Source organism: Exiguobacterium sp. KKBO11 (assembly GCF_001644945.1).
Classification (GTDB): domain Bacteria; phylum Bacillota; class Bacilli; order Exiguobacteriales; family Exiguobacteriaceae; genus Exiguobacterium_A; species Exiguobacterium_A abrahamii.
In genome coordinates this window covers 135,647-158,863 of the sequence record NZ_LUCU01000055.1, presented here as the reverse complement: position 1 = coordinate 158,863, position 23,217 = coordinate 135,647, and the positions used below count along the sequence as shown (strand labels likewise).

Sequence of the window (23,217 nt, the reverse complement as noted above, 5' to 3'; positions counted from 1 at the left end):
TGAAAAAGAAGTCACGGTGGTTTTCATCCACCGTGACTTCTTTTTTGATTAAGGTGTTAAAAATCTTTTTTCGACATCCTGTACGGATAGAGGTTCAGAGAAGATGAATCCTTGCATGTGCTGACACGATGTCGTTTTTAGATAATTTAACGCGTGTTCTGTCTCAACACCTTCAGCGACAAGATTCAACTCTAGATTGTGACCAAGTTGAATGATGGAATCGAGCAAGGCGTGGTCATTTGTCGCCAGACCATCAATGAATACTTTATCAATTTTTAATTCGTCGATTGGAAAAGCACTGAGATACTGCAAAGAAGAATAACCGGTACCGAAATCATCGATCGATAAACGGAAGCCGAGCGACTTGATGAGGTGCATGCGTTCGACTGTTCGTTGCGTCTGGAGAATCGCGATATTTTCCGTCATCTCCAAAGTAATCGAAGATGGCGATACCAATCGTTCTGTTACGATGTGTTGTAATGTACGAATGAAGGAGTCGCTTTGGAACTGATGCGGTGAGATATTGATTGCCATCGTCAGTTTAGGGTCAATTGTCTGTTGCCACTTCGCGAGCTGTTCACAAGCTTCAATGATGACCCAGTTATTAATTGGTGTGATTAGTGAAGCTTCCTCAGCGAGTGGGATGAACTCATCTGGTGGAATACTCCCGAGGGCCGTGTGATTCCAGCGTAATAAAGCTTCGAAGCCTTTAACGGCTTGTGTCTGAAGTTCAATGATTGGTTGATAAGCAAGATAAAGGGATTGATCTTCGAGTGCTGTGAAAAGGGAGCGCTCGAGTTGGATTTTCCGTGTGAATTGTGTATCCATCTCGTGCGTTAAATACTGAATCGTTCCAGTACCAATCGATTTTCCCGCATACAGAGCTGTTTCCGACCGGCGATATAAATCTTCAAGTGTTTTGGCTTCGGATGGATAGACAGTGATTCCGAATGTACAAGAAACAATCAATGAGTGACCATTGATATAATAAGGCCGTTGCAGTGCTTGTTGTAATTTCCGAGCATATTGGAAGAGCAGATTGCTCGAAGGCGCAGGTAGTAAGACACCGAATAGATCACTCGTCGGATGAAAAGCGAGTATGCCTGTCGTGTGTTGCAAAAGGCGTGTTGCCATTGCTTGAAGTAGTTGATCACCGACATGTGTTCCAAACGAATCGTTGATAACTTTAAAACGGTCGATATCGAACAAAATGAGTGCAATCGGATCATGCGACGCAGCAGAGCGGAATAAGGCTTCACCTTCGCGTAAAAATCCACGTTTATTCAATAGGTGTGTCATCTCGTGATGGTGCACTAAAAAATCAAGTTCTTCTTCAAGTGCTGTTGTTTCCGTGATGTCGTTCCCGATGAACAAATGTTGGAAGCGAACACCGTTCGCATCATAGATTGGAATGAGCGTCGCTTGTAGATGTTTTCGTTCGCCAGTTTGCGAAGTGAGGCTAAGGCGACCAGACCAGGCTTTTCGTTCACGAAGTTGTGCACGAATCTCCGAAACGACGGAACTGGATTTATCTAAAATGAGTGACCAAGGCTGGTTGAGAAGCATCTCAGAGCAATATCCTGTCACATCGATGAGTTGATCATTCACGTACGTGATCGTTCCTCGTGCATCGAAGACGGCGACAGAAGCAATCTGATCGAATGCATGACGCAAATCTATCAACCCTTGGAAGAGTGGTTTCATGTTCGTTTGTTGCTCAGCTGAAGGTAAACAGCAAACAAAGGCGGCAATAACGGTTCCTGTATCATCAAGTAAAGGAGATAAAAGAAGTGTTGACGTTACAGAAGTGCCCGTCTTATGCAACAAGGAGGCATTCGGTAATTGGACAGATTGACGGCGCTCCAAGAAGGCATGCCAAATCTGTTGGCTGAATGCTATGTCTTCCCGTTCGAGAAGTGGGACGATCTGGCCAACGATTTCCTGTTGTGTCCAGCCCCATTGCTTTGCGGCTAGCTCATTCCAAGAGCGGATGGTCAAGTCAGTATTCAATATGAAAGCGGGTAAAGGGAATTCTTGAATGACGACTTCATAGGAATCAATGGTCGAACGGTCCATTACGTGCGCACGCTCCTTTATAATGAAAAGAGATGACGGTTCACTTGTCTTGTCTTTTCCCAATATATTCAATTCTTACGCACTATAATCCTTTCGCTCGGATACTTTTTAGATGAAGATTCTGTGAAAGAATCTGCTATAATAATATTGAAAGCGTTTTCTAAAGAGTTATGAGGGGGAATCTCGATGAATCAAACAGAGAAAATCATTCAACAGACAGAACAGTTCGGAGCACATAACTACCATCCGCTCCCGATCGTCATCTCAGAGGCGGAGGGTGTCTTCGTTACGGATCCTGAAGGACGTCGTTATATGGATATGCTGAGTGCCTATTCAGCCGTTAACCAGGGACATCGTCATCCAAAGATCATCGAGGCTCTAAAACGTCAGGCAGACAAGATTACATTGACGTCACGTGCCTTTCACAATGATCAACTGGGCTTTTTCTATGAAAAAGTAGCACAATTGACGGGTAAAGACATGGTGTTACCGATGAACACGGGTGCGGAAGCTGTCGAGACAGCAGTGAAAGCAGCACGACGCTGGGCATATGAAGTCAAACAAATCCCAGGTGATGCTGAAATCATCGTTTGCGAAGGAAACTTCCACGGTCGGACAATGACAGCCGTCTCGATGTCGACGGAAGCAGAATACCAACGTGGATTTGGACCGCTTCTTCCTGGAATCAAGACGATTCCATACGGCGATCTTGAGGCATTAAAACAGGCGATCACTGAGAATACAGCGGCATTCATCTTGGAACCGATTCAAGGCGAGGCAGGCATCTTAATTCCTCACGATGGTTTCTTAAAAGACGCACAAGAAGTTTGTCGTGCGCAAAACGTGTTGCTCGTATCGGATGAGATTCAGTCTGGACTCGGTCGTTCCGGTAAATGGTTTGCTTCTGATTGGGACGAGGTAACACCAGACATGTACATTCTTGGTAAAGCACTGGGTGGTGGTGTATTCCCAATCTCATGTGTTGCCGCGAATAAAGATGTCCTTTCTGTCTTCAATCCAGGTTCACACGGCTCGACGTTTGGTGGCAATCCACTTGCGTGTGCCGTCTCGATTGCTTCACTTGAAGTATTAGAAGACGAAAAGTTACCGGAACGTTCACTTGAACTCGGTACGTACTTCATGGAGAAATTAAAACAAATCAACAACCCGATGATCAAAGAAGTACGTGGTCGTGGATTATTCATTGGTGTTGAGTTGACAGAAGCAGCGCGACCATATTGCGAAGCGTTGAAAGAAAAAGGCTTACTCTGTAAAGAAACGCATGAGACAGTCATTCGCTTTGCACCACCGCTCGTCATTACAAAAGAAGAGTTGGACTGGGCATTCGAACGGATCGAACAAGTATTAGGTGTCTCCGTCGCGCAATAAATAAAAGAATAGAATCAGGTTGGACAACAGTGAACAGACCGTTCACTGTTGTTTTTGTTTAGGTAAGTGTCGGTTTTGATACAGGAAACGTTTGAAAATCAGTGACAAGGGAACAGACAACTATCGCAAAAAAAACTTTTAAATGGGGGTAATGGTTATGTCAAACAACAGTGGTCTCAATAAAAAAGTAGATGGTCTCGTCGATAAAGTAGCAGGGAAAGCGAAAGAAGCGCTCGGGAAAGCAACAGGTGATAAATCAACAGAACGTGAAGGTAAAAAAGATCAAGTAAAAGGCGAGGCGAAGAAAACAGTCGGAAACGTCCAACAAAATTTCGAAGATACGAATCGCCGCTAAGACCGTTGAAATTAAATAGAAAAACCGGACTGGAGAATGACTCTAGTCCGGTTTTTAGCGTCTGCTATAATGAATTTTTATATCAATAAAAAAAGATAATGAATAATTTGTATAAAGGTCTAGTCATTTAGATATTTATGTGGAATAATAAAAAACGTAAAAGCGTTTACATTGTTCTGTCATTATCGTTTTATTCAGGAAAGGGTGAAAGGTATGTTGCAGTTTCTACAACGAATTGGTAAAGCCTTGATGCTACCAATCGCAGTATTACCGGCTGCGGGGATCGTGCTCCGGTTAGGTTCGGCGGATATGCTTGATATTCCGTTGATGGTAGCAGCAGGAGGGGCTATTTTTGATAACCTTCCACTGATTTTTGCCATTGGTGTCGCGATTGGTCTATCGATCGATGCGAGTGGGGCAGCGGGTCTTGCCGGGGCCATCGGGTATCTCGTCTTAAAGAATGGCGTCGACTCGATGAACAAGGATTATTCCAGCGCACAGATTCAGGCGAAGTATGATGCGATCGCTGCGATCGTCAATGATTCCTCGACCAAGGTCGACGGAGCGACACTTGGTTCGATCGCGAATCAGGCGACACTCGGTTCGACCGTTAATATGGCGGTATTCGGTGGAATCATCGCGGGTATCGTCGCAGGACTTCTATACAATCGGTTCTATAACATTAAGTTACCGGATTGGTTAGCATTCTTTGGTGGTCGTCGTTTCGTTCCAATCATTACATCAGCGGTCATGCTCGTACTTGCTTTCATCTTTGGTTATGTTTGGCCGTTCATCGAGCAAGGCATCAACGGTGCTGGTGAATGGATGGTTGGTCTTGGTGCAGGAGGCGCTGCTCTGTTTGGATTCTTTAACCGTCTCTTGATTCCTGTCGGCTTACACCACGTCTTAAATAATATTTTCTGGTTCGTCTTCGGTTCATATGAAAAAGCAGATGGTACGGTCGCGAACGGTGACATCGCGCGCTTCTTCGCTGGAGATCCGACAGCTGGGATTTATCAAGCGGGCTTCTTCCCAATCATGATGTTCGCCTTACCGGCTGCAGCTTTTGCGATCGTCATGGCTGCGCGTAAGGAAAATCGAAAAGCAGTTGCTGGAGCGATGATTGGTCTTGGGTTGACGTCCTTCTTGACAGGGATCACGGAACCAATTGAGTTCTCGTTCATGTTCTTATCACCTGTTTTATATGTCATTCATGCAGTTTTAACAGGTCTATCGATGGCCATCGTTAACTTACTCGGTATTTTACATGGCTTCTCCTTCTCGGCTGGTTTCATTGATTATGCCTTGAACTTCGGGATTGCCACAAAACCATTACTTCTCATCCCGGTTGGTCTCGCGTTCGCGGTCGTCTACTACTTCCTGTTCTACTTCATGATCACGAAATTTGATCTGAAGACACCAGGTCGTGAAGATGAATCGCTCGTCACAGACACGGGAGTCGTTTTGACAGATTCAGACGATAAATATGAGCAACAAGCAGCTCAAATTTTTGCCGGATTGAAAGGAACAGAAAATGTCACGTCGATTGATAACTGTGCGACACGTTTACGTCTTCAAGTCAAAGATCCAAGCATCATTGACGAAGCGGCGATTAAAGCGGCTGGAGCAAAAGGTGTCATGAAGATGGGCGCGACCAGCGTGCAAATCATCATTGGAACAGACGTCGAATTCGTTGCGGATGCGATGAAGCGACAGAAGTAAAGAAAAAACGACCTTTCCTGAACTCAGGAAAGGTCGTTTTGTTGTACGTTCGCAACAGGTGCTGTTTTGCTTGAGCGATAGATTGGATAAAAGATTCCGATCAAGATGATGACGATCCCAATCCATTGGGAACTCATCAGATGTTCTCCTAAAATTAAGACGGAACAGATGACTGCTGTCGGTAGTTCAGCCGCTCCGAGCAAAGAAACGCTTGCTGGAGACAGATGAGGGGCGCCTGCAGCAAATAAGAGTGGTGGCAAAATCAACGCGAATAGACCGAGCGGAATCGCGTATAACAGAAGTCCATTTTCGAAGTTCGCAGACGACAAGAACGTCGTCGGTGGATACATGATCATGACGAAAGCAAGACCACCTGTCATCATGTAAAAACTTTTCTTAATGACGGGTAAATGATTGGCGATGCGTCCACTAGCGAGTAGGAAAATCGAAAAACTAACAGCAGCTCCAAGACCGAATAATGTTCCACGCAGGTCGAGTGGGCTCGAGTAAGCAGCACTCGCAAGAATGGCTCCGCCAATCAGTAGAATCGCGGACAGGAAATGCGCGCGAGTAGGTAAGCGTCTGAATGCGAGCGCATCAATGATGACACCGATCCAAGTGAATTGGAATAAGAGAATGATCGCAACGGATGCCGATACGGTCTGAAGACTTTGGTAATAGAGATAACCGGTTGTACCGCTTGAAATACCAATCAGCATGAGAAGACCAGCTGTTTTGAGATCGAGACGAAGGTTTTTCGTAAATAAGGCAAGTCCGAAAATCATGAGCCACCCGAAGAAAAATTGACTACCTGAAACGGCTGCTGAGTTAAATCCAGCGGCATAAGCGAGTTTGACGATCGTTGAGAGGACACCATAACTGATAGCGCCAATCAGAACGAATAAGGTTGCTTTTGAACGATGCATGAATAAATTCCCTCCATTTTTAATAAAAACCACACAAAAAAGGTTGCAACAGGGCCTTGTCCAGGTTTTTTGGACAGGGTTTGGTTGCAACCTGTGTGATTTATTGAGTTGATGTGTCGAGCAAACGATACAGCCGGGTTTTCGTTTGATTATACTGAACGGTCAGCGCATTCCACTTCTTTAATGACGCGGTAGCTTTCCGTGTTAAACGATTTAAATCCGCTGTTGACTCATCAATCTTAACGAAATCCGGTTTTTTCGTCAAGCGTGAAAGCACTTTCTTTTCAGCGTCCATCGCTTGTCGATACGTTTTCGAGAACGTTTGAAATGTCTGCTCGCGTTCCTTGATGATTGTCACTAAGGCAGTTCCTTCTGTTTTTGCTTTACCATCAAGTTTGTTGACAGCATCCTTCAATTCTTCAAGATCGAGTGCAGCGTACGTTTCCTTACGTAACGTTTCTTCTTGTTTCAATAAAGCAAGCCGTTCGTCATTTAAGGCTTCTAATTCCTCTCGTTCATTTTGAGAGCGTTTGATTTCTTCAGCACCTGCATCAAGAACGGCTTGGTACGTATTAACTGAAATTTCATCCTTACGAGCACGTTGATCAGCTAGCGTGAATGCCTTCTCTTCACCTTTGACTTGTTGCTCTAGCTGTTCATGAAGAGAGGCTGGTGAATCGTTGGAACAGGCAGCGAGTCCAAAGCTCGACAGGAACAGTACTGCTACGAATGTTTTTTTCATCTGGATAGTAACTCCTTATAAATTCGAGTGTTGCGCGAAGTTGTACGGGATATGGAAATCTTCATCATAAATCGCGAATTGATAGCCTTTTTTCTGAAGTCCGGCAACAATGGCTGGAAGTGCCTTGATGGCTTGTGGTTGTTCATGTAAGAGAATGATTTCAAACGGACGCTCTGCTCGCCGAATGACCGTATTCGCTACTTCTTTTGCACTATCTTTGTAATACCAGTCCATTGAATCGATTGACCAGTCCCACACGCGGAAGTCTGCTGAATGAATGGCAGATGCCATTTTTTTCGTGATGCCTGGATCAGAGCCATAAGGTGGTCGTGTCAAATGTGGTGTTAGCTTCGTCAACTCATGGATTTTCTTCTGAACACTTTGCATCTCTGAGACATACTTTCCTTTTTCGTACAATGTATCGTAATCGTGTGTTTCCCCGTGTAATCCGATATAGTGTCCAGCTTTAGCAGCAGCTTTGACTTCTTGCGGAAAAGCATCTATTTGTGTCCCGAGATAAAAGAAAGTGGCACGAGTCTGAAGTTGATCCAATGTTCGAAGTAAGTCCGGTGTTAATGCGGATGGACCATCCTCGAATGTTAAATAAGCGACTTTTTTCGTCACACCATTCCATTTTTCCACGCGTGCTTTTTCCATATTGACGACAGGGACTTCAGTAATGGATTTACCTGTCGTAATGGATTGTTGTTCAGGAGTAAATACGTATCGGTAAGCGACATATCCCCCAACTCCGAGAAAGACAAGTGTGAGAAGTAAGAAGAACCGAGGGAAAAACTTTCTTTTTTTTGTACGCGGTCGTGGACCGAGTTCGCTAGCGTGGCTTGAGGTAAATGGATCCATCGTTGTCTGTCGCTCCTTTTGTCAAAAATATCATATACAGATAATGTAACATTCTGACTGTTTCTTTTGTAACAAACAGATGACAAAAAGATGATGGAAAATCGATTTTTCTAAAAAATATCGATTTATTTAGAAGAAGTTTGTAAGAAATAAAAAAACAACCACTGAATAAGTGATTGTTTCATGTGTTATTAGTGTTCTGTTACAGCACACTCATCGCATTCCGTTTGATAGGATTCACATTGTTCATCCATCTCTTTTCCGCAATGGGCACACGTCTTGACGGGAAGCTCACGATAGAATGCAGCAGATGCTTCTTGATAAAGGGGTTGTTCCATGTGTTTTTCCTCCTTCAAAATAAACGCAATGGTCTTTTTTCTTGTTTTTATTGTATTAGTACAGAAGTTTAATGTCAACTATTGTTTTATAACAGTAAATTCGTTTGAAGTATTGATAGAGGACAATAAAAAAGAGACATGCTACGATATCTAAGTAATCTGATAATAATAAGGGGGATTTACACATGACACAGGCAACACTTGATACAATGCGTGTCTTAACAGAAAGACGTTCGGTTCGTCATTACGACGAAATGTTCAAACTTTCAAAACAGGAAGTGGAAGAACTATTAGAATGGACGACAGCGGCGCCGAGTGCTTGGAATTTGCAACACTGGCATTTCACGGTCTTCCATTCAGAAGAAGCGAAGCAACAGCTTGCACCGATCGCATACAATCAGCCGGCTATCACTTCGGCTTCAGCAGTCATTGCGATCTTAGGTGATGTTCAAGCTAATCGAAACTACAATCCGGTGTACGGTCCAGCAGTAGAAGCAGGTGGCATGACAGAGGATTTATTTGATTCGATCAAGGCACAGGTAGAAGGCGCTTATCAAAGTGAAGCCTATGGGCGCGATGCGGCAATGTCGAATGCGAGTCTTGCTGCGATGCAATTGATGCTTGCGGCAGAAGCGCGTGGATTATCAACACTCGCAATGGGTGGATTCGATCATCAACGTTTTGCGGAAACGTTCATCACCGAGTCACGGTATGTACCGGTCATGTTGATTGCTGTCGGAAAAGCGGTTGAAGATGCGAAAAAGCGTCCGGCACTACGTTTACCGATTGATCAAGTATCGACCTTCCTGTAAGTCATTCAAAATGGAGGAAGCGGGGTTCAATTCCTCCATTTTAATTTTTTTATTTTTTTTCAGAAAAAGACTTGTCAGCCTTTTAGTTTCTTGATATATTAATACATGTCCTAGCAAGTACATAACGTACTGCAAACATGATTCTGTAGCTCAGCTGGGAGAGCGCTACCTTGACAGGGTAGAGGTCGCTGGTTCGAGCCCAGTCAGAATCATACCGAAAGCCCGCTTTTCCTTTATAGGAAAAGCGGGCTTTTTTTATTATTTCTTTATCTCATCCTCTGTGACCCATTTATGGTTTTTCACCATCTCTCCACCGTCAGTCGGTTCATAGTTCACCATGTAGACCGTCGTTTCCTTTACTTCATCAATCGTCGCTTTTGCTCCATCCATACCTTTCATATGATCCGCTTTGACAGTTGTTTCATCACCAACTTGCAGTGGCTTAGTTGGAACGGGATCGAGTTCTTCCTGAATGACCCATTTATGATTTTTCACCATCTTTCCACCAGTAGTCGGTTTGTAACTGATCGCATAGACGACGGTGTCGTAAGCTCCCGCAATCGTTGCTTTAGCTCCGTCCATACCGTCCATATGATCCGTCGTCAACGTGACCTTGCTTCCTTTCGGATAAGTCGGATCACTGGCTTCCTTTAAACCGGATGGTAGCTTTCCGTCGCTCGAATGCATCATATCTCCATGAGACATATCGTGTGAGTCACTATTACTTCCATCGTTATTGGCGGATCCACATGCACCGAGCCAAAGCGTAGAACTAAGAGCAAGTGCGGTTAATGTCAATGATTTTTTCATATAAAACCCTCCTGAAGTCACTAGTCTTCTTTACTATACCCAGCGTATATGCAAATCGTGTGCAGATGAGGTGACAGTTTCGTTTGCCTGCGTCGATCGCGTTTTTTTTAGCTATACTAAAAGTGGAGAGAAAAAGGAGGAATCGTCATGCGTCATATTTCATACTCAGTCGGAGGAATCGTGCTTGCGGCATTTTTAATTTGTGGCAGTGTGTTGTTTGGGACATTGTATTATCAGTTGTCTCAAACACGAACGCAGGAAGTAGTAGACGGTTTACTGAACCGAGGAAATACACACCGTGATGTCCTTGTCGATTCCTATGACCAAACGACGATGCGCCATGTCAGCATGATGGAAGCAGATTCATCGTTTACTGTGGTGATCACTGATGCAGATGGAAAACAACTAGAAGCGTCACGACCTTTGTCGAATGAGATGAAGAGCATGTTAGAGCATACGGATTTTGATTACCGTCAACAAGGAAAAATCGTGACGATGCGTGACTTTTTAATGACGGACAGTCCCATCACCATTGACGGGGAACATCGTGGTCATGTATTCATGTTCGCCTCTAAAGAAATCGTAGATCACGTACTTGATCCGTTGAAACAGCAGTTTTTCCAAGTGGGTCTGCTAGCGCTTTTATTAGCAGGTGCGGCAAGCATTTGGACGACCCGACTCATTTCTCGTCCGTTGATTCAGATGGAAAAAGCGACAGCGCGTCTATTGGATGGGGAAGGTGGAGAGTTGCCGATTGATCGAAAAGATGAACTGGGACAATTGGCGCGTTCGATTCAGCAATTAAAACAAGATCTCGATTTTTTGAATCGGGAACGATCCGAATTTTTAGCAACCGTATCTCATGAACTACGAACACCATTGACATATATAAAGGGATACGCGGATATTCTCGAACGCCAAACGTTGACGCCGGATGAGCAACAACGCTACATTACGATCATTCGAGAAGAAAGTCAGCAAATGAATGAATGGATTGAGCAATTGTTTTGGCTAGCACGAATTGACGCCAATGCTTTTATGATGGAGCGAAAACCTGTCGATGTCGAAGACTTGATTCATCAAGTGATACGATTGATGCGTCCAGACATCGAACAAGAAAATGTTTCGTTCGAGATAGAAGGTGAGCGATTAGAAGTGATGGGTGACGCTCAGCAGCTCCGTCAGATGATCGTGAATATCATTGAAAATGCACGGCGACATACGACGTCAGGAAAAATTATCGTTCGTTATGGTGTCAACGCAGTAGGGGCTTTCATTCAAATCGAAGATACAGGAGAAGGGATCGCTGCAGAATCTTTACCTCATGTAACGAAACGGCTCTACCGAACGGAAGCATCTCGTTCTCGAAAACATGGAGGAACTGGAATCGGACTCTCCATCGTTGAAGCAATTGCTCAGACACATGGTGCAGAATTGAACATCAAGAGTCAACTTGGACATGGAACACAAGTGACACTGCAGTGGAAGGAGAAATAAAATGCCGCATGTATTGATCGTAGATGATGAACCAAGAATGCTTGAACTGCTCAAACTGTATATTCAGCCGTATGGGTACACGTGTCAGCTTGTGGATTCTGCGCAACAAGCTCTTGATCTCTGCCGTCAGCACGTATTCGACCTGATTTTACTAGATGTCATGATGCCGGATATGGATGGCTGGACATGTTGTCGTCTCATTCGAGAACACTCTAACATCCCGATCTTGATGGTTACGGCTCGGAATCAACGGGAAGACATCATTCGGACACGAGAAGTAGGAGCGAATGATTACATATCAAAACCGATTCAAGAAGGGGAACTGATCGGGCGAATGGAAGTTTTATTACAGCAACAGTATGATGGTCTATCCTATGACCGGGAAAGCTATCGTTGTAGTTACCTCCAACAAAAGATTTCGTTAACGAAAACGGAATTTGAGTTGTTAGGTGTATTTTTAGATTCTCCACGACGTGTTTGGACACGGGATCAGCTGACAACAATATTATGGGGAGCGGAAGCGTCTGTAGACGAGCGGACGATCGACTCGCATATCAGACATTTAAGAGAAAAACTACGTGTTTGCGGTTTTCCGATTGAACAGCATCTCGAAACAGTTCGCGGAATCGGATACCGCTGGACACACCAATAAAGGGGAAAATCAAAATATGACGACACTCTATTTCGTACGGCACGCACACTCGACATATTCACCAGATGAACGGAAGCGGCCACTTTCCGATGCAGGACAGGCAGATGCGATACGTTTACTTGAAACGTTTCAAGAAATTCCAATCGACAGGTTCTACAGCAGTCCGTATCAACGGGCAATCGAGACGATTGCACCGCTCGCGAAGGCACGTCAACAACCAATCATTGAGGTAGAGGAACTACGAGAGCGATTGTTAGCACCGGGAGAGCTTGACGATTTTCAAGCAGCGGTCACATATGTATGGCAACATCCGAATGAAAATCCGTATGGAGGCGAAACGAACAACGAAGCGTCACAACGCATTCGGCAATTCATCGACGAACTAGTGGAGAAGCATCCTGACGAAACAGTCGTTCTTGGAACACACGGAAACATCATGGTGTTACTCTTAGAAACATTTGATCCGACGTTTGATTACGCATTTTGGAAATCCTTACCGATGCCAGCCGTATGTCGAATGGATGTGAGATTAGGAGAAAAAGCGGACATTCATGTCGTACCACTTTTGACGAATACAAAGTAAAAAAAGAGACGGAACTGATGAGTGAATCAGTTTCCGTCTCTTTTGTAATTGGAGAAATGTTAAGGCGTAGGAACGGCACCTTCATGTTTTCGGATCAAATCCGCTGTTAATTGACCAGACAAGGTGACCATCGGTACACCGCCGCCTGGGTGTGTCGAACCACCGACGAAATAAAGTCCTTCGTACAAGTCACTCTTCGATGGAATCTTGAATCCACCATTTTTCTTCCGATCGGCTGCGACACCATAAATCGATCCACCGTTTGGACCGTATAATTCCTTCAAATCTTCTGGGGTGAAGCGATATTCAAACTCGATTGATTCACGAAGTCCGTGAAGTCCCATCCGCTCCAGTTTATCGAGAACGACTTCGCGGTACGCATCCCAGTCGACCTCACCTTTTTGAAGTGTTAGCGGTGGAACATGCGTTAAGACGAATAAGTTATCCTTCCCTTCAGGAGCTTGGGAAGCGTCGGATTTTGACGAGACACCAACGTAAATCGTCGGATCCTCAGGAGGGGTACCTTCTTTGAACATTTGGGCGAATTCACGCTCTGGATTTTCCGAGAAAAAGAAATTATGATGCGCTAGCCCGCGATACTCGCGATTTACACCGAGCAGCAGGACAAGACCTGAAACGGAAGGAGCGAACGACGCCTGTAATTTTTTGGCCTGCTTCCGGGCTTTTTTCTCCGGTACGATCCGTTCATAAGTCGGAATGACCTCGAGATTTGAGACGACGATATCGGCTACATGGAATGTTCCGTTTGATAAGACGCCAACCGCTTTTTTATTTTCAAGGACGATTTGTTCAACGGGTGAGTTGAGATGAACCGTGACACGGAGCTCATCAAGCAACCGTTTCATGGCACGCGCGATTTGGTACATGCCACCTTTGACATAATAGATGCCGAGTCCCATTTGAACGTAAATCATCTGATTGAAGACAGCAGGTGCCTGATAAGGATTGGAACCAACATACATGACCATATAGTTGAACAGCTGTTCGAGATACGGATCATTGAGATGTTTCTTTGTTCCAGTCGCAACGGTATTCATCGGATCCATCTTTAATAAATCAGACATCGTATGGTATTTTTTTAAGTCCTTTAAATCTTCGAGACTGTATTTATAAAAACTGTCGAGGCACAAGTCGTACATTTGTTTGGAGTACCGGAACAATTCGACGAAATCAGCTCGTGACGAGACTTGTTCGACTTCTTCAAGCATTCCAGGTAAGTCACCTTTGACATCGATTTTTGTTCCATCTTCAAAGAATGTACGCCATTGCGGTTCAATGCGCTCGATTTCTAAGTAATCATCCAAGTTACGATGAACGCTTGAGAAGAGTTGTTCGAGTACCCAAGGCATCGTTAAGATGGAAGGACCGGTATCGAAAGTAAATCCCTTTCCACTACGTTGATTCAGTTTCCCTCCGACGTTTGCATTCTTTTCAAGCATCGTGACTGCATAACCATCTCCAGCCAAACGAATGGCGGCAGACATACCAGCAAGACCTGCTCCAATGACAATTGCGCGTTTCTTCAAATGAATCACTTCTCCTTTTAGTAGATGAATGGAATCAATCGCTTTCGTTTCGCAGCCCATACCGTATAGGCAGGTCCAAAACCTTTCGTTAACATCGCTTCCTCGATTCGAATCCGGTAAAGTAAGAAAAAGAACATCAGAAGTCCAGAGAGAACAAAAAGTCCGGACTGACCGGTGAAGAGGGGGAAGCTCATCGTAATCAATAACAATCCACTATATAATGGGTGACGTAAAAAGCGGTAAGGACCACTGCTGACGAGCTGATCACCAGATGCCACGACGACATGACGTGTGAATTGTTGTTTTAAGTGAAGAATTCCCCACAGACGTAAGGAAACGCCACACCACAACAGAATGCATGAAGAGATGCGCATGAATGTAGAAACTCCCTCATTCGCAAAGAGGAAAGCGCAGACGATCGTTCCGCTTAGGACAAGGAAAATCAAATAAAAACTAACTTGTTCTGCTGCGCCTGACTTGGACTCAGAGCGATTCCGGAAACGAATCATCTCACCGATCCAACAGATGCTACCGATACTGAAGATCCATTCCCAAAGTGACACGTACGCTACTCCTTTCTGCATCAGAATCATGTTTCGAAAACGCATACATCGTTATTTACCCATTGTAATTCGTCCTTAAGCTACATTTAGAAAACTTCAGAAATACTTCATTTTCATGACAAGCATTCCGAAAGAACCCTGTTTGAAAAAAAGAATGGTATTCTAATCTAAAATATGGATGCAGGTTAGAACATGCATAAAGGAGATATACGATTCATGAAATACATCACGACACTCATCACGACGTTGACATTAACAGCGGCCTGTACGTCAGTGTATATACCAACGGTCGAAGCATCGACTTCTACTTATCGGCAAGCAAAGACATCCCTTCATTTGCGTAAGGGAGCATCGATTGATCAACCGAGTCTTGCGGTTATTCCGACGGGGATCTATGTGACGGAGCTTTCAAAAGTCGGTACGTGGTCAAAAGTACAATATGGTACGAAGATTGGTTATGCGAGTACGAAGTATCTACTGACGGATGAACAAATCGGTGGAAAACGGATCGGTAAGACCCTCATCGCGAATAAGAACTTAGCGCTCCGTTCGACGTACGCTCCTGGTGAGAATCAACAAGCAAGAGCAGCGTTTGAGAAAATGCGTGTAGCGGCTAAAAAAGCGGGGATTACGCTCGTTGCGTTTAGTACATATCGCTCCTATGCCTATCAAAAAACGTTGTTTGATAAATATGTTGCGCGTGATGGATATGAGAAGGCGAGTACGTATAGTGCGGAACCTGGGAAAAGTGAACACCAAACAGGTCTTGCGTTTGATATTGGAGGCGCTGATTCAACAAAATACGCCACGTTTAGCTTTTCAAAAACAAAAGAGGCAAAATGGTTGTTTGCGAATGCTCACCGCTACGGTTTCCATCTCCGCTATCCATCTGGTAAAGAATCTTGGACGGGTTATACGTATGAGAGCTGGCACTATCGGTATGTCGGAGCAACGCTTGCCGCTCGTCTAAAAGTCAGTGGATTGACGATGGAGGAGTATTTCCATCTCGCACCATGGAAACCAGTAAAGGTTTCGACTTCTTAAAAACATGGTAAATAGAGGATGTTGACTTAGTCGGTTATTCGTCTCAGGTGAAAGAGGTGGAACGGATGGCAAAAAAAGATGCGAAACATCACATCATGACGTTTACGTTCAAAGAAGAAGCGACATCCTATCAAGTGTTCAGTGAATTGAAGAAATATCATGCGCGAGGTCAAGTCGATTTCGAACAGATTGCCGTCATCAAGCGAAATGAGAATGGTGCTTTTTCGTTTGAAGATGCTGTAGACCTAAGTGGATCGAATCGCGCCGTCAAAGGGTCGTTAATTGGAATGGCGGTGGGTATTCTAGGAGGCCCATTCGGCATCTTGCTTGGTTCGATGACGGGTATGCTGATTGGTGGATCGAAAGACATGAAGGAAAATCAAGAAATCCAAGAGACATTCAAACGAACACTCGGTGTCATTCCGCCTGGACAAACAGGAATCATCGCGATCGGTGAAGAGTTTGAACCATCCGTCCTCGACGGATTAGTGGAGCAACATGATGGTACGTTGGAACGAACGGATGAACAGTTAGAGTCGTAAGGTCTTATAGAATGAAAGGAGCCTATCGCTTGGATCGCGATAGGCTCCTTTTCATGTGCATTTACTTAGTCGTACGTTCTTTTTTTGCTTTTTTGAAGAAGAACAATTCATAGACGACAGGAACGATGATGAGTGTTAACAACGTAGAGGTCGTTAATCCACCGATGACCGTCAAGGCAAGACCTTTTGAGATCAATGTTCCTGAAGAAGTGGTTAATGCGAGAGGCACCAATGCCATGATTGTTGCAAATGCGGTCATCAGGATTGGGCGTAATCGCGTTTTACCAGCTTCAATCAATGATTCGCGAATCGGCATACCGCGTCCGACGTTTTGACCGATGCGGTCGACGAGAACGATTGCGTTCGTGGTGACGATTCCGATCAACATCAGGAAGCCGATCATGACACTGACAGACAATGGTTCATTCGCAAGGAAGAGCGTGACGAGTGAACCGATTGGAACAAAGATCAGAGAGGACAAGATGATGAATGGAATACGAGCTTTTCCGAACGTGATCAACATTGTCAGGTAAACAAGTCCGATGGCAACGACAATCGCAATTCCGAGTGATTGGAAGATTTCGACCGTATCATCATTTCCACCACCACTTGTCAGTGAGACACCGTCTGGTAAATCGATTTTTTCGACGTCAGCTTTTACAGCGTTCGATACGTTTTGAACGTCGTCTCCTTTAACTTGTCCAGATACGCGAGCATATACTTTTCCGTCGAGTTTCTGAATCGATGTGAAAGTCTCAACTTCATTGACGTTCGCGACATCTTTCAATGCGACAGGACCGTTTGCTGAGAAGAGTTGGACGTCTTCGAGATCTTCTTTCGAGACGAGTCCTTCTTCATAAGATAATTGTACGTCTTGATCCTTATTGTCGAGATTGAGCGTTCCGACCGTGACAGGCTTCGTTTGATCGTTAACGGTACCGAGAATCTGGAAACCAGATAGTCCGCGATCACTTGCTTTCTCAGGATCGATTTCTACGAGATACTGCTTTTGTTTTTCGCTGAAGTTGTTCGTGATATATTTCAAATCATTATTTTTCGACATGTTATCCTCGACGAGTTTTGCCGCCTCTTGAAGGGCTTCGAGGTCGTTCGAGAACAAGTCGACATCGACGTTGTTATTCGACGGAGGACCACCTGTTGATAGTTCAGCCACACTGATTTTGACATCGACGTTTTCATCTTGAGCGATGTCTTCCATCTGTGTTTCAAGTGACTTGATCGTTTTTTCGACGTTTACACCGTCTTTTAGATTCAAGAAGTAACTTGCTTTATTATCGAGACGTAAGCCTGTCGTGAAGTCACGCGCTCCGACAGAAGTCGTCACGTCAGCAATGGCTTTTTCTTTATCAAACATTTTTTCCATCTCAAACGAGACGTCACTTGTTTTTTCAAGTGATGTGGCAGCTGGAAGCTCAAGCGATGCCGTCAAGGTCTTCGATGCTTCGTTCGGAATGAACGTAAAGCCGAGACGCGGTACGATCGCCAGAGAACCACCGAGAAGGATGAACGATACGACCAAGATGATCGCCTTGTGCGAGAGTGATTTTTCAATCAGCTTGCCATACCACCGTTGGAGAGCGCCTTCTTTTTCTTCCGCTGGTACCTTCTTGAATGCAAACTTCGCGAGAATCGGTACGATCGTGATCGCAACGAGTAGTGAAGCAAGTAATGAGAAAATAATCGTCAAAGCGAACGGTAAGAAGAACTTACCAGTAATCCCACCGACAAATCCGATCGGCAGGAAGACGACGACGGTCGTCAGCGTCGATGACGTGATTGCTTTTAGAATCTCTTTTGTCGATTGTTCGATGATCTCATCCGTCATACCGGATTCGGATTTTCGGACGCGTCGGAAGATGTTCTCGATGACAACGATACTATCATCGACGACACGACCGACTGCAACAGCCATCCCACCAAGTGTCATGATGTTCAGGGAGATATCTTGCCAGTTCAAGAAGATAGCAGCGATGAGTAATGATAATGGAATCGAGACGATGGCGATGATCGTCGCGCGGAGGTTCCGTAAGAACAAGAGTACAGCGAGTGATGCGAAGAGGGCACCAAGTAATCCTTCTTTGACGAGTGTCGCAACGGACTCCTCGATATCCTTCGCTGAATCAATCCCAATCGTATAGTCGACTTGGTCGTCATATTTATTGAGAATCTTCGTGACTTCATCTGCGATTTCGACTGTATTGGCATCTTGTTTTTTCGTGATTGCCATCGATAAGGAATCTTTTAAATCGTAACGCGTTTTTTCACTTTGTTGTGAGACGGCTTCGATTTTTGCGATATCCTCTAGGCGAATCGGTTCTGCAGGTTCAGACGCCTGATCTGCAGCTGCTCCACCTGTTGTACTTGGTGGACCTTGCGTTGCACCTTGTGGTGGACCGCCAGCAGATGAACCACCTGTTTGACCGTTACTTGATGAACTAGTCGCACCTGCAGCAGGTGTCAATTGTAGATTTTTTAGTTTATCTAGATTTTCTAGTTTTTCCTCAACGCGAATCGGAATTTTCGAATCGTTTTCTGATAGCTGACCAGATGGGAACGAGACATACTTTCCATTGATTTGTTCCTTGATGCTCGAGAGCGAGAGACCCGCTTCCGTCGCTTTCTCCTTATCGACGGTGATTTGAACGAGATCATCCTTATAGCCACCAACCGAAACGCTGTTGATTCCTGGAATCTTATTAAGTTCAGGTTCGATATCTTCCTTTAGGATTTTTTCGATGTCTTTACCATCCTTACTAAAGAAAGAGATGTTATAGATCGGGAATGAACCAAATGACAAACGATTCAATTTCGTCGTTGCTTCCTCCGGTAGATTCGCATCTTGGATTGCAGCATCGATTTGTTGTTCGACCTTATCCATATCGGTATCGAACGGGAATTCGATGTTTAAGATACCGATACTTTCATAAGAAGAACTCGTTAGCTTGGTAGCCCCTTCAATTCCTTTAAGGGAAGTTTCAAGCTTTGAGACGACTTGTTTATCGACATCGTCAGGAGATGCACCAGGGTAAACCGCTTCGATTGAAATCTGAGGAAACTCGATTTCTGGGAACTGATCGACTTTTAATTGTGAGAAGGAATACACGCCTCCTAAAATCAATAGGATTGCAATGATGAAGACAGCAACCGAGTTCTTCAAACTAAATCGGGTTAAAAAGTTCATATGAACGCTCCTTTCTTTTTATATGTGCTTATTTACATAGTAGAGGACACTCATAGAACCCGCAACTTTAAAACTGTTTTTATTTAAAAAGATCTTTTTGAAAAAAGATAAATTTTTTTTGTTAAAAAGGCTTTACACTTTTCGATATGCTGCTATAATAAAAACATACCCAGTAACAACACAGCATGATTCTGTAGCTCAGCTGGGAGAGCGCTACCTTGACAGGGTAGAGGTCGCTGGTTCGAGCCCAGTCAGAATCATACCGAAATCGTTCCTTTTTGAAGGAGCGATTTTTTTTTGCGTTAAAAAAACTATTCCCGAAATCAATCAGGAATAGTTGGAAGGGAGGTAAATTGTTTTATTGAATTTCGAGATGAAGATCGCCGCGCTTCGTCCACCCTGCGACGGTCGTCAATCGATAGAAGACGAGCGTCAAGACGCCAGGTAGAACGACACCAGTCAAGAAGAAGACGAGGAACGCCTGAGGACCTTGGTTGACGAAGATATTGAGTGGGGCAATCATCGAATTTAATCCAAGTCCTGCGAGTTCGTACGGTACTTTCAAAGAGAGAAGGAGCGTCGCGACAGGAGCTGAAATCATCGCTGCGAGAAACGGTGCAACGACAAGACGTGGATTTTTAACGATATTCGGGAATTGTACTTTAGGTGTTACAAAGAATGAAGCAATCAAACCACCTGGATCCGTCTGACGGTATGCCATCAACGTAAAGCCGACGAATTGAGCGGAACAGCCAATCAGTGCAGCGGCACTTGCTACAGGATCAAGTTGCAAAGCGATAGCCAGTGCAGCGGACGAAGCAGGAGACATCAATAAGACACTAAAGATGAGTGCAATGACAAGAGATGTAGCAATAGGAGAAGACTCGACTGAAGCCGTGATCATGGCACTGAATTTTGTAAGGAGTGGTGTCGTGACGGCAGCAGCACCGATTCCAGTCACGCCGCCAGCAAGGACAGCACTCATCGGGATGACCATCATGTCAAATTTCGTTTTTCCAGTCATGCGTTTTCCGACGTATACAGCGACAGCAGCTGCGAGTAACGCGCTGATCGGCTGACCGGGTACAAGAACGAGTCCAGAAGCAGTCGATTGAAGAGCGGCACCACCAATCGTCGCTGCGATCATCGCGCTGAACAGGACAAGTGTGTTTCCTCCGAGCTGAAAGGCAATACCGGCACCAAGCGCAGGGGCGAGTAGTACTTTTGCGACACCACCAATCGTCAGTAGCATTTGGATATGTAGAAGATTTCCGAGCGTCTCAATCAGGAGTCCGACACCGAGTGTTACAAGAACGGCATTTGCCATTCCAGCTGATACTTTTACCATTCGATCCATCGCATATTCTTTCAACGTTGTCATCCTCTCTATCTATCTCTATTTTTTGCCATGAAAAAAGCCTATCCGTTTTTGGGATAGGCGCCACTCATTCTGTGCGGGCGCCTCATTCGATGCATCGAAAGAAGGGCCCAAAAATCATTTCCGTTTCATCATCGGAAAAGTTTTCAGTCCCTCATGCATAGAATAATCAGTCGTCCAACTTGGTTAAATGGCTGTTGCGTCGGAATCATTCGATCGTGCCCCTCTCTGTGAATTTTTCTAAGCCTAACACGCTCTTGATTAATAATCAATATTTTCTGACAATTTATTTTTTCCTGAAATCTGACAGGAATTCACGGTATCATCGGGAAATCCTAATGTACCAACAATGGAGGCGTTTACATGAAAGTGATGCTTTTTACAGATATTCATGGCAATGCATCAGCATTACGTGCGGTATTGTCCTATCTTGATCAACAACCAGATATCGATGCCGTCTATTGTCTCGGTGATCTTGTCGGCATTGGACCAGAGCATAATGAAGTCATTGATCTATTGAAGCAACGTCCTGATATTCAAACGATTTCTGGGAATCATGATGAATGTGTCCTTGCTTTAATCCATGGGGAGAACTATCCCGATAGTTACCGCCATGCGAAAGAGCACCACCAATGGATTGCGGATACGTTGACGCAAGAAAATCAAAAGTATTTGGAACGATTACCGCGTGTCTTAAATATCATGCATCAGGAACAAACGATGCACCTGACGCACTATGCTTATGCCGACCAGACGAAGAAGATTGGTGAAGAGCCGTTAAAGCAAGCGGTGGATGGAACGAAAGAAAACTTATCCGTCCTGTTTGCTGGAAGTGAGGCGCGGATCATTGGATTCGGTCATCATCATCCAGCGCAACAAGTCGAGACAGATCAAACGCTCTTTATTAATCCAGGTGCACTTGGATGTCAGGAAACAGCTATTGCTCCAGTAGCAATTATCGATTGGGAGAAGGATCAAGTCCGTTCAGAAATCCTGAAGATTCCATATGATGATCGACCATTTTTAGACGTCCTCAATACGACGGAGATGCCGGAACGTGAGTTGATGCGCCGTCTCTTCTTCGGTAGTAGGACATGAAAAAACCTTCATGAGTAGTTCATGAAGGAAGTCGATTAAGCAGATAGCTTCGTCGTAATTGAGATGAGGCACACGACAATCAGTAACACGATACCGATGTTTCGTTTCAATGGATGGCGTGACCAGTAAAAGAATAGCGCAAGGACAGGGGCCACAAAAAAGGCAACGATGAGACTGATCAATGTTGCAAGAAATAATACAAACATCCAAAGCTTGCTAGTAGTCCGATATACCTGCCACATGTCGTAGAGCGACATGAGTGTATAGGCGAGTAACACGAAGATGATTCCGGTCGATAAACTCAAAGCGATCATCACTCCATTCCCTATTTAGTATAAGGGAAAGAGTGAGAATGATTACACGACTTGAAGTAAAAAACATGACGAATCGATGAACGTACGATTAGACGCTGTAACGAAAAAAGAAAGGAGAGGGCATCTATGTCAGACATCTATCGCCGTTTTTTTCTATTTCCGGATATTTTGATCATGCTCGTACTACTGATTGGAATAAGTAGTTATACCATTGCTCAGCCGTTTCATTGGTCGATTTTACTGTTCTTTTGTCTTGGACTGATCGTCTTTAGTTTCAGTGAATACCTGACGCATCGTTTTTTGTTCCATTTACCACCGCCTAAAAATATGCTTGGACGAAAGTTGTTGAAGCGACTTCATTACGATCATCATGCGCATCCGAATGAACTGCATCTGTTGTTTTTACCGGTCTGGTATTCCTTGCCGAATCTTGGTTTCTTTGCGGCTCTGACCTATCTTCTGACGCAATCTGTCGTTTCGACAGCTGCAGCCGCGAGTGGATTGATCGTCATGTTGCTTGTGTATGAATGGAAACATTACGTGGCACACGTTCCGCTGAAACCGAGAACACGCTTTGGAAAATGGATGAAAAAGACGCATCTATTACATCATTTCAAAAATGAACACTATTGGTTTGGTGTATCAAATCCGATGGGGGACTGGTTGTTTGGCACTTTGAAAGATGAGAAAACAGTTACTTCTAGTCAAACGGCACGGAATTTAGAAAAAAATCGAGAATATGAAAAACCGCCAATCAGCTGATCGG

General features: G+C 44.5%; 22 protein-coding genes and 2 tRNA genes. 13 read left to right on the top strand and 11 right to left on the bottom strand.

Annotated features, from left to right (window positions below; genetic code table 11):
• Window positions 1-48: 48 nt before the first annotated feature.
• Window positions 49-2,076, bottom strand: coding sequence for an EAL domain-containing protein (locus tag AYO36_RS14870; RefSeq protein WP_064300858.1), 2,028 nt, complete (start codon window positions 2,074-2,076; stop codon window positions 49-51).
• A 186-nt stretch (window positions 2,077-2,262) separates the two neighbouring features.
• On the opposite strand from AYO36_RS14870, the gene AYO36_RS14865 reads away from it, so the two are divergent.
• The 3 genes from AYO36_RS14865 to nagE all read left to right on the top strand — a co-directional run bounded on the left by AYO36_RS14865 (window position 2,263) and on the right by nagE (window position 5,542).
• Window positions 2,263-3,465, top strand: coding sequence for an ornithine--oxo-acid transaminase (locus AYO36_RS14865; protein ID WP_064300857.1), 1,203 nt, complete (start codon window positions 2,263-2,265; stop codon window positions 3,463-3,465).
• 157 nt (window positions 3,466-3,622) lie between these two features.
• Window positions 3,623-3,820: a CsbD family protein gene (locus tag AYO36_RS14860; RefSeq protein WP_023467139.1), complete on the top strand. Its 198-nt coding sequence runs from the start codon at window positions 3,623-3,625 to the stop codon at window positions 3,818-3,820.
• Between the two features lie 213 nt (window positions 3,821-4,033).
• Window positions 4,034-5,542: an N-acetylglucosamine-specific PTS transporter subunit IIBC gene (gene nagE / locus AYO36_RS14855; protein ID WP_064300856.1), complete on the top strand. Its 1,509-nt coding sequence runs from the start codon at window positions 4,034-4,036 to the stop codon at window positions 5,540-5,542.
• 23 nt (window positions 5,543-5,565) lie between these two features.
• Here nagE and AYO36_RS14850 read toward each other — a convergent pair whose 3' ends face one another.
• The 4 genes from AYO36_RS14850 to yhfH form a co-directional block, all read right to left on the bottom strand.
• Window positions 5,566-6,468 (bottom strand): EamA family transporter, encoded by a 903-nt coding sequence (locus AYO36_RS14850; RefSeq protein ID WP_064300855.1) that lies wholly within the window; start codon window positions 6,466-6,468, stop codon window positions 5,566-5,568.
• A gap of 100 nt (window positions 6,469-6,568) precedes the next feature.
• Complete coding sequence (locus AYO36_RS14845; protein WP_023467142.1) at window positions 6,569-7,210, bottom strand: YkyA family protein; 642 nt, start codon at window positions 7,208-7,210, stop codon at window positions 6,569-6,571.
• A 15-nt stretch (window positions 7,211-7,225) separates the two neighbouring features.
• Complete coding sequence (locus AYO36_RS14840; protein WP_050678079.1) at window positions 7,226-8,071, bottom strand: polysaccharide deacetylase family protein; 846 nt, start codon at window positions 8,069-8,071, stop codon at window positions 7,226-7,228.
• Between the two features lie 191 nt (window positions 8,072-8,262).
• On the bottom strand, window positions 8,263-8,409 hold the full coding sequence (yhfH, locus tag AYO36_RS16595) for a protein YhfH (protein WP_064505459.1): 147 nt from the start codon (window positions 8,407-8,409) through the stop codon (window positions 8,263-8,265).
• Window positions 8,410-8,594: 185 nt separating this feature from the next.
• On the opposite strand from yhfH, the gene AYO36_RS14835 reads away from it, so the two are divergent.
• Together AYO36_RS14835 and AYO36_RS14830 are read left to right on the top strand one after the other, a co-directional pair.
• The gene (locus AYO36_RS14835) at window positions 8,595-9,221 is read left to right on the top strand and encodes a nitroreductase family protein (RefSeq protein ID WP_064300854.1); all 627 of its coding nucleotides are present in this window, start codon (window positions 8,595-8,597) and stop codon (window positions 9,219-9,221) included.
• Between the two features lie 139 nt (window positions 9,222-9,360).
• Window positions 9,361-9,433 (top strand) — tRNA-Val (locus AYO36_RS14830).
• Window positions 9,434-9,479: 46 nt separating this feature from the next.
• On the opposite strand, the gene AYO36_RS14825 is transcribed toward AYO36_RS14830, so the two are convergent.
• Window positions 9,480-10,031 carry a YdhK family protein gene (locus AYO36_RS14825; protein ID WP_064300853.1) on the bottom strand — a complete coding sequence of 184 codons (552 nt, stop codon included), beginning with the start codon at window positions 10,029-10,031 and terminating at the stop codon, window positions 9,480-9,482.
• Between the two features lie 147 nt (window positions 10,032-10,178).
• On the opposite strand from AYO36_RS14825, the gene AYO36_RS14820 reads away from it, so the two are divergent.
• From AYO36_RS14820 to AYO36_RS14810, 3 genes are read left to right on the top strand one after another with little or no spacing between them, the layout of a single operon-like run.
• A complete protein-coding gene (locus tag AYO36_RS14820) occupies window positions 10,179-11,528 on the top strand; it encodes a sensor histidine kinase (RefSeq protein ID WP_064300852.1) in 1,350 nt (449 codons plus the stop codon).
• A gap of 1 nt (window position 11,529) precedes the next feature.
• On the top strand, window positions 11,530-12,180 hold the full coding sequence (locus tag AYO36_RS14815) for a response regulator transcription factor (RefSeq protein WP_050678082.1): 651 nt from the start codon (window positions 11,530-11,532) through the stop codon (window positions 12,178-12,180).
• 16 nt (window positions 12,181-12,196) lie between these two features.
• Entirely contained in the window at window positions 12,197-12,763 is a 567-nt protein-coding gene (locus AYO36_RS14810) for a histidine phosphatase family protein (RefSeq protein ID WP_064300851.1), read from the top strand.
• A gap of 59 nt (window positions 12,764-12,822) precedes the next feature.
• Here AYO36_RS14810 and AYO36_RS14805 read toward each other — a convergent pair whose 3' ends face one another.
• Entirely contained in the window at window positions 12,823-14,310 is a 1,488-nt protein-coding gene (locus AYO36_RS14805; protein ID WP_156501869.1) for a phytoene desaturase family protein, read from the bottom strand.
• A gap of 17 nt (window positions 14,311-14,327) precedes the next feature.
• Entirely contained in the window at window positions 14,328-14,873 is a 546-nt protein-coding gene (locus AYO36_RS14800) for a methyltransferase family protein (RefSeq protein WP_050678085.1), read from the bottom strand.
• Between the two features lie 216 nt (window positions 14,874-15,089).
• Between AYO36_RS14800 and AYO36_RS14795 the strand changes: the two genes are divergently transcribed.
• Window positions 15,090-15,917 (top strand): M15 family metallopeptidase, encoded by an 828-nt coding sequence (locus tag AYO36_RS14795; protein WP_050678086.1) that lies wholly within the window; start codon window positions 15,090-15,092, stop codon window positions 15,915-15,917.
• A 65-nt stretch (window positions 15,918-15,982) separates the two neighbouring features.
• Window positions 15,983-16,459 (top strand): hypothetical protein, encoded by a 477-nt coding sequence (locus AYO36_RS14790; RefSeq protein WP_064300850.1) that lies wholly within the window; start codon window positions 15,983-15,985, stop codon window positions 16,457-16,459.
• A 61-nt stretch (window positions 16,460-16,520) separates the two neighbouring features.
• On the opposite strand, the gene AYO36_RS14785 is transcribed toward AYO36_RS14790, so the two are convergent.
• Window positions 16,521-19,661 (bottom strand): efflux RND transporter permease subunit, encoded by a 3,141-nt coding sequence (locus AYO36_RS14785; RefSeq protein WP_064300849.1) that lies wholly within the window; start codon window positions 19,659-19,661, stop codon window positions 16,521-16,523.
• Window positions 19,662-19,848: 187 nt separating this feature from the next.
• Here AYO36_RS14785 and AYO36_RS14780 point away from each other — a divergent pair.
• A tRNA-Val gene (locus AYO36_RS14780) sits at window positions 19,849-19,921 on the top strand.
• 98 nt (window positions 19,922-20,019) lie between these two features.
• On the opposite strand, the gene AYO36_RS14775 is transcribed toward AYO36_RS14780, so the two are convergent.
• Complete coding sequence (locus AYO36_RS14775) at window positions 20,020-21,042, bottom strand: PTS sugar transporter subunit IIC (protein ID WP_029340800.1); 1,023 nt, start codon at window positions 21,040-21,042, stop codon at window positions 20,020-20,022.
• A 360-nt stretch (window positions 21,043-21,402) separates the two neighbouring features.
• On the opposite strand from AYO36_RS14775, the gene AYO36_RS14770 reads away from it, so the two are divergent.
• Window positions 21,403-22,137 (top strand): metallophosphoesterase family protein, encoded by a 735-nt coding sequence (locus AYO36_RS14770; RefSeq protein ID WP_064300848.1) that lies wholly within the window; start codon window positions 21,403-21,405, stop codon window positions 22,135-22,137.
• Window positions 22,138-22,172: 35 nt separating this feature from the next.
• On the opposite strand, the gene AYO36_RS14765 is transcribed toward AYO36_RS14770, so the two are convergent.
• Window positions 22,173-22,451: a hypothetical protein gene (locus tag AYO36_RS14765; RefSeq protein WP_050678090.1), complete on the bottom strand. Its 279-nt coding sequence runs from the start codon at window positions 22,449-22,451 to the stop codon at window positions 22,173-22,175.
• 126 nt (window positions 22,452-22,577) lie between these two features.
• Here AYO36_RS14765 and AYO36_RS14760 point away from each other — a divergent pair, with 126 nt between their 5' ends.
• Window positions 22,578-23,213, top strand: a complete 636-nt coding sequence (locus tag AYO36_RS14760; RefSeq protein WP_064300847.1) for a sterol desaturase family protein — start codon at window positions 22,578-22,580, stop codon at window positions 23,211-23,213.
• The last annotated feature ends 4 nt before the right edge of the window (window positions 23,214-23,217 follow it).

Coding starts and splice junctions, on each gene's coding strand:
- AYO36_RS14870 (WP_064300858.1), bottom strand. CDS start 2,076: ATGGACCGTTCGACCATTGATTCCTATGAAGTCGTCATTCAAGAATTC.
- AYO36_RS14865 (WP_064300857.1), top strand. CDS start 2,263: ATGAATCAAACAGAGAAAATCATTCAACAGACAGAACAGTTCGGAGCA.
- AYO36_RS14860 (WP_023467139.1), top strand. CDS start 3,623: ATGTCAAACAACAGTGGTCTCAATAAAAAAGTAGATGGTCTCGTCGAT.
- nagE (WP_064300856.1), top strand. CDS start 4,034: ATGTTGCAGTTTCTACAACGAATTGGTAAAGCCTTGATGCTACCAATC.
- AYO36_RS14850 (WP_064300855.1), bottom strand. CDS start 6,468: ATGCATCGTTCAAAAGCAACCTTATTCGTTCTGATTGGCGCTATCAGT.
- AYO36_RS14845 (WP_023467142.1), bottom strand. CDS start 7,210: ATGAAAAAAACATTCGTAGCAGTACTGTTCCTGTCGAGCTTTGGACTC.
- AYO36_RS14840 (WP_050678079.1), bottom strand. CDS start 8,071: ATGGATCCATTTACCTCAAGCCACGCTAGCGAACTCGGTCCACGACCG.
- yhfH (WP_064505459.1), bottom strand. CDS start 8,409: ATGGAACAACCCCTTTATCAAGAAGCATCTGCTGCATTCTATCGTGAG.
- AYO36_RS14835 (WP_064300854.1), top strand. CDS start 8,595: ATGACACAGGCAACACTTGATACAATGCGTGTCTTAACAGAAAGACGT.
- AYO36_RS14825 (WP_064300853.1), bottom strand. CDS start 10,031: ATGAAAAAATCATTGACATTAACCGCACTTGCTCTTAGTTCTACGCTT.
- AYO36_RS14820 (WP_064300852.1), top strand. CDS start 10,179: ATGCGTCATATTTCATACTCAGTCGGAGGAATCGTGCTTGCGGCATTT.
- AYO36_RS14815 (WP_050678082.1), top strand. CDS start 11,530: ATGCCGCATGTATTGATCGTAGATGATGAACCAAGAATGCTTGAACTG.
- AYO36_RS14810 (WP_064300851.1), top strand. CDS start 12,197: ATGACGACACTCTATTTCGTACGGCACGCACACTCGACATATTCACCA.
- AYO36_RS14795 (WP_050678086.1), top strand. CDS start 15,090: ATGAAATACATCACGACACTCATCACGACGTTGACATTAACAGCGGCC.
- AYO36_RS14790 (WP_064300850.1), top strand. CDS start 15,983: ATGGCAAAAAAAGATGCGAAACATCACATCATGACGTTTACGTTCAAA.
- AYO36_RS14785 (WP_064300849.1), bottom strand. CDS start 19,661: ATGAACTTTTTAACCCGATTTAGTTTGAAGAACTCGGTTGCTGTCTTC.
- AYO36_RS14775 (WP_029340800.1), bottom strand. CDS start 21,042: ATGACAACGTTGAAAGAATATGCGATGGATCGAATGGTAAAAGTATCA.
- AYO36_RS14770 (WP_064300848.1), top strand. CDS start 21,403: ATGAAAGTGATGCTTTTTACAGATATTCATGGCAATGCATCAGCATTA.
- AYO36_RS14765 (WP_050678090.1), bottom strand. CDS start 22,451: ATGATCGCTTTGAGTTTATCGACCGGAATCATCTTCGTGTTACTCGCC.
- AYO36_RS14760 (WP_064300847.1), top strand. CDS start 22,578: ATGTCAGACATCTATCGCCGTTTTTTTCTATTTCCGGATATTTTGATC.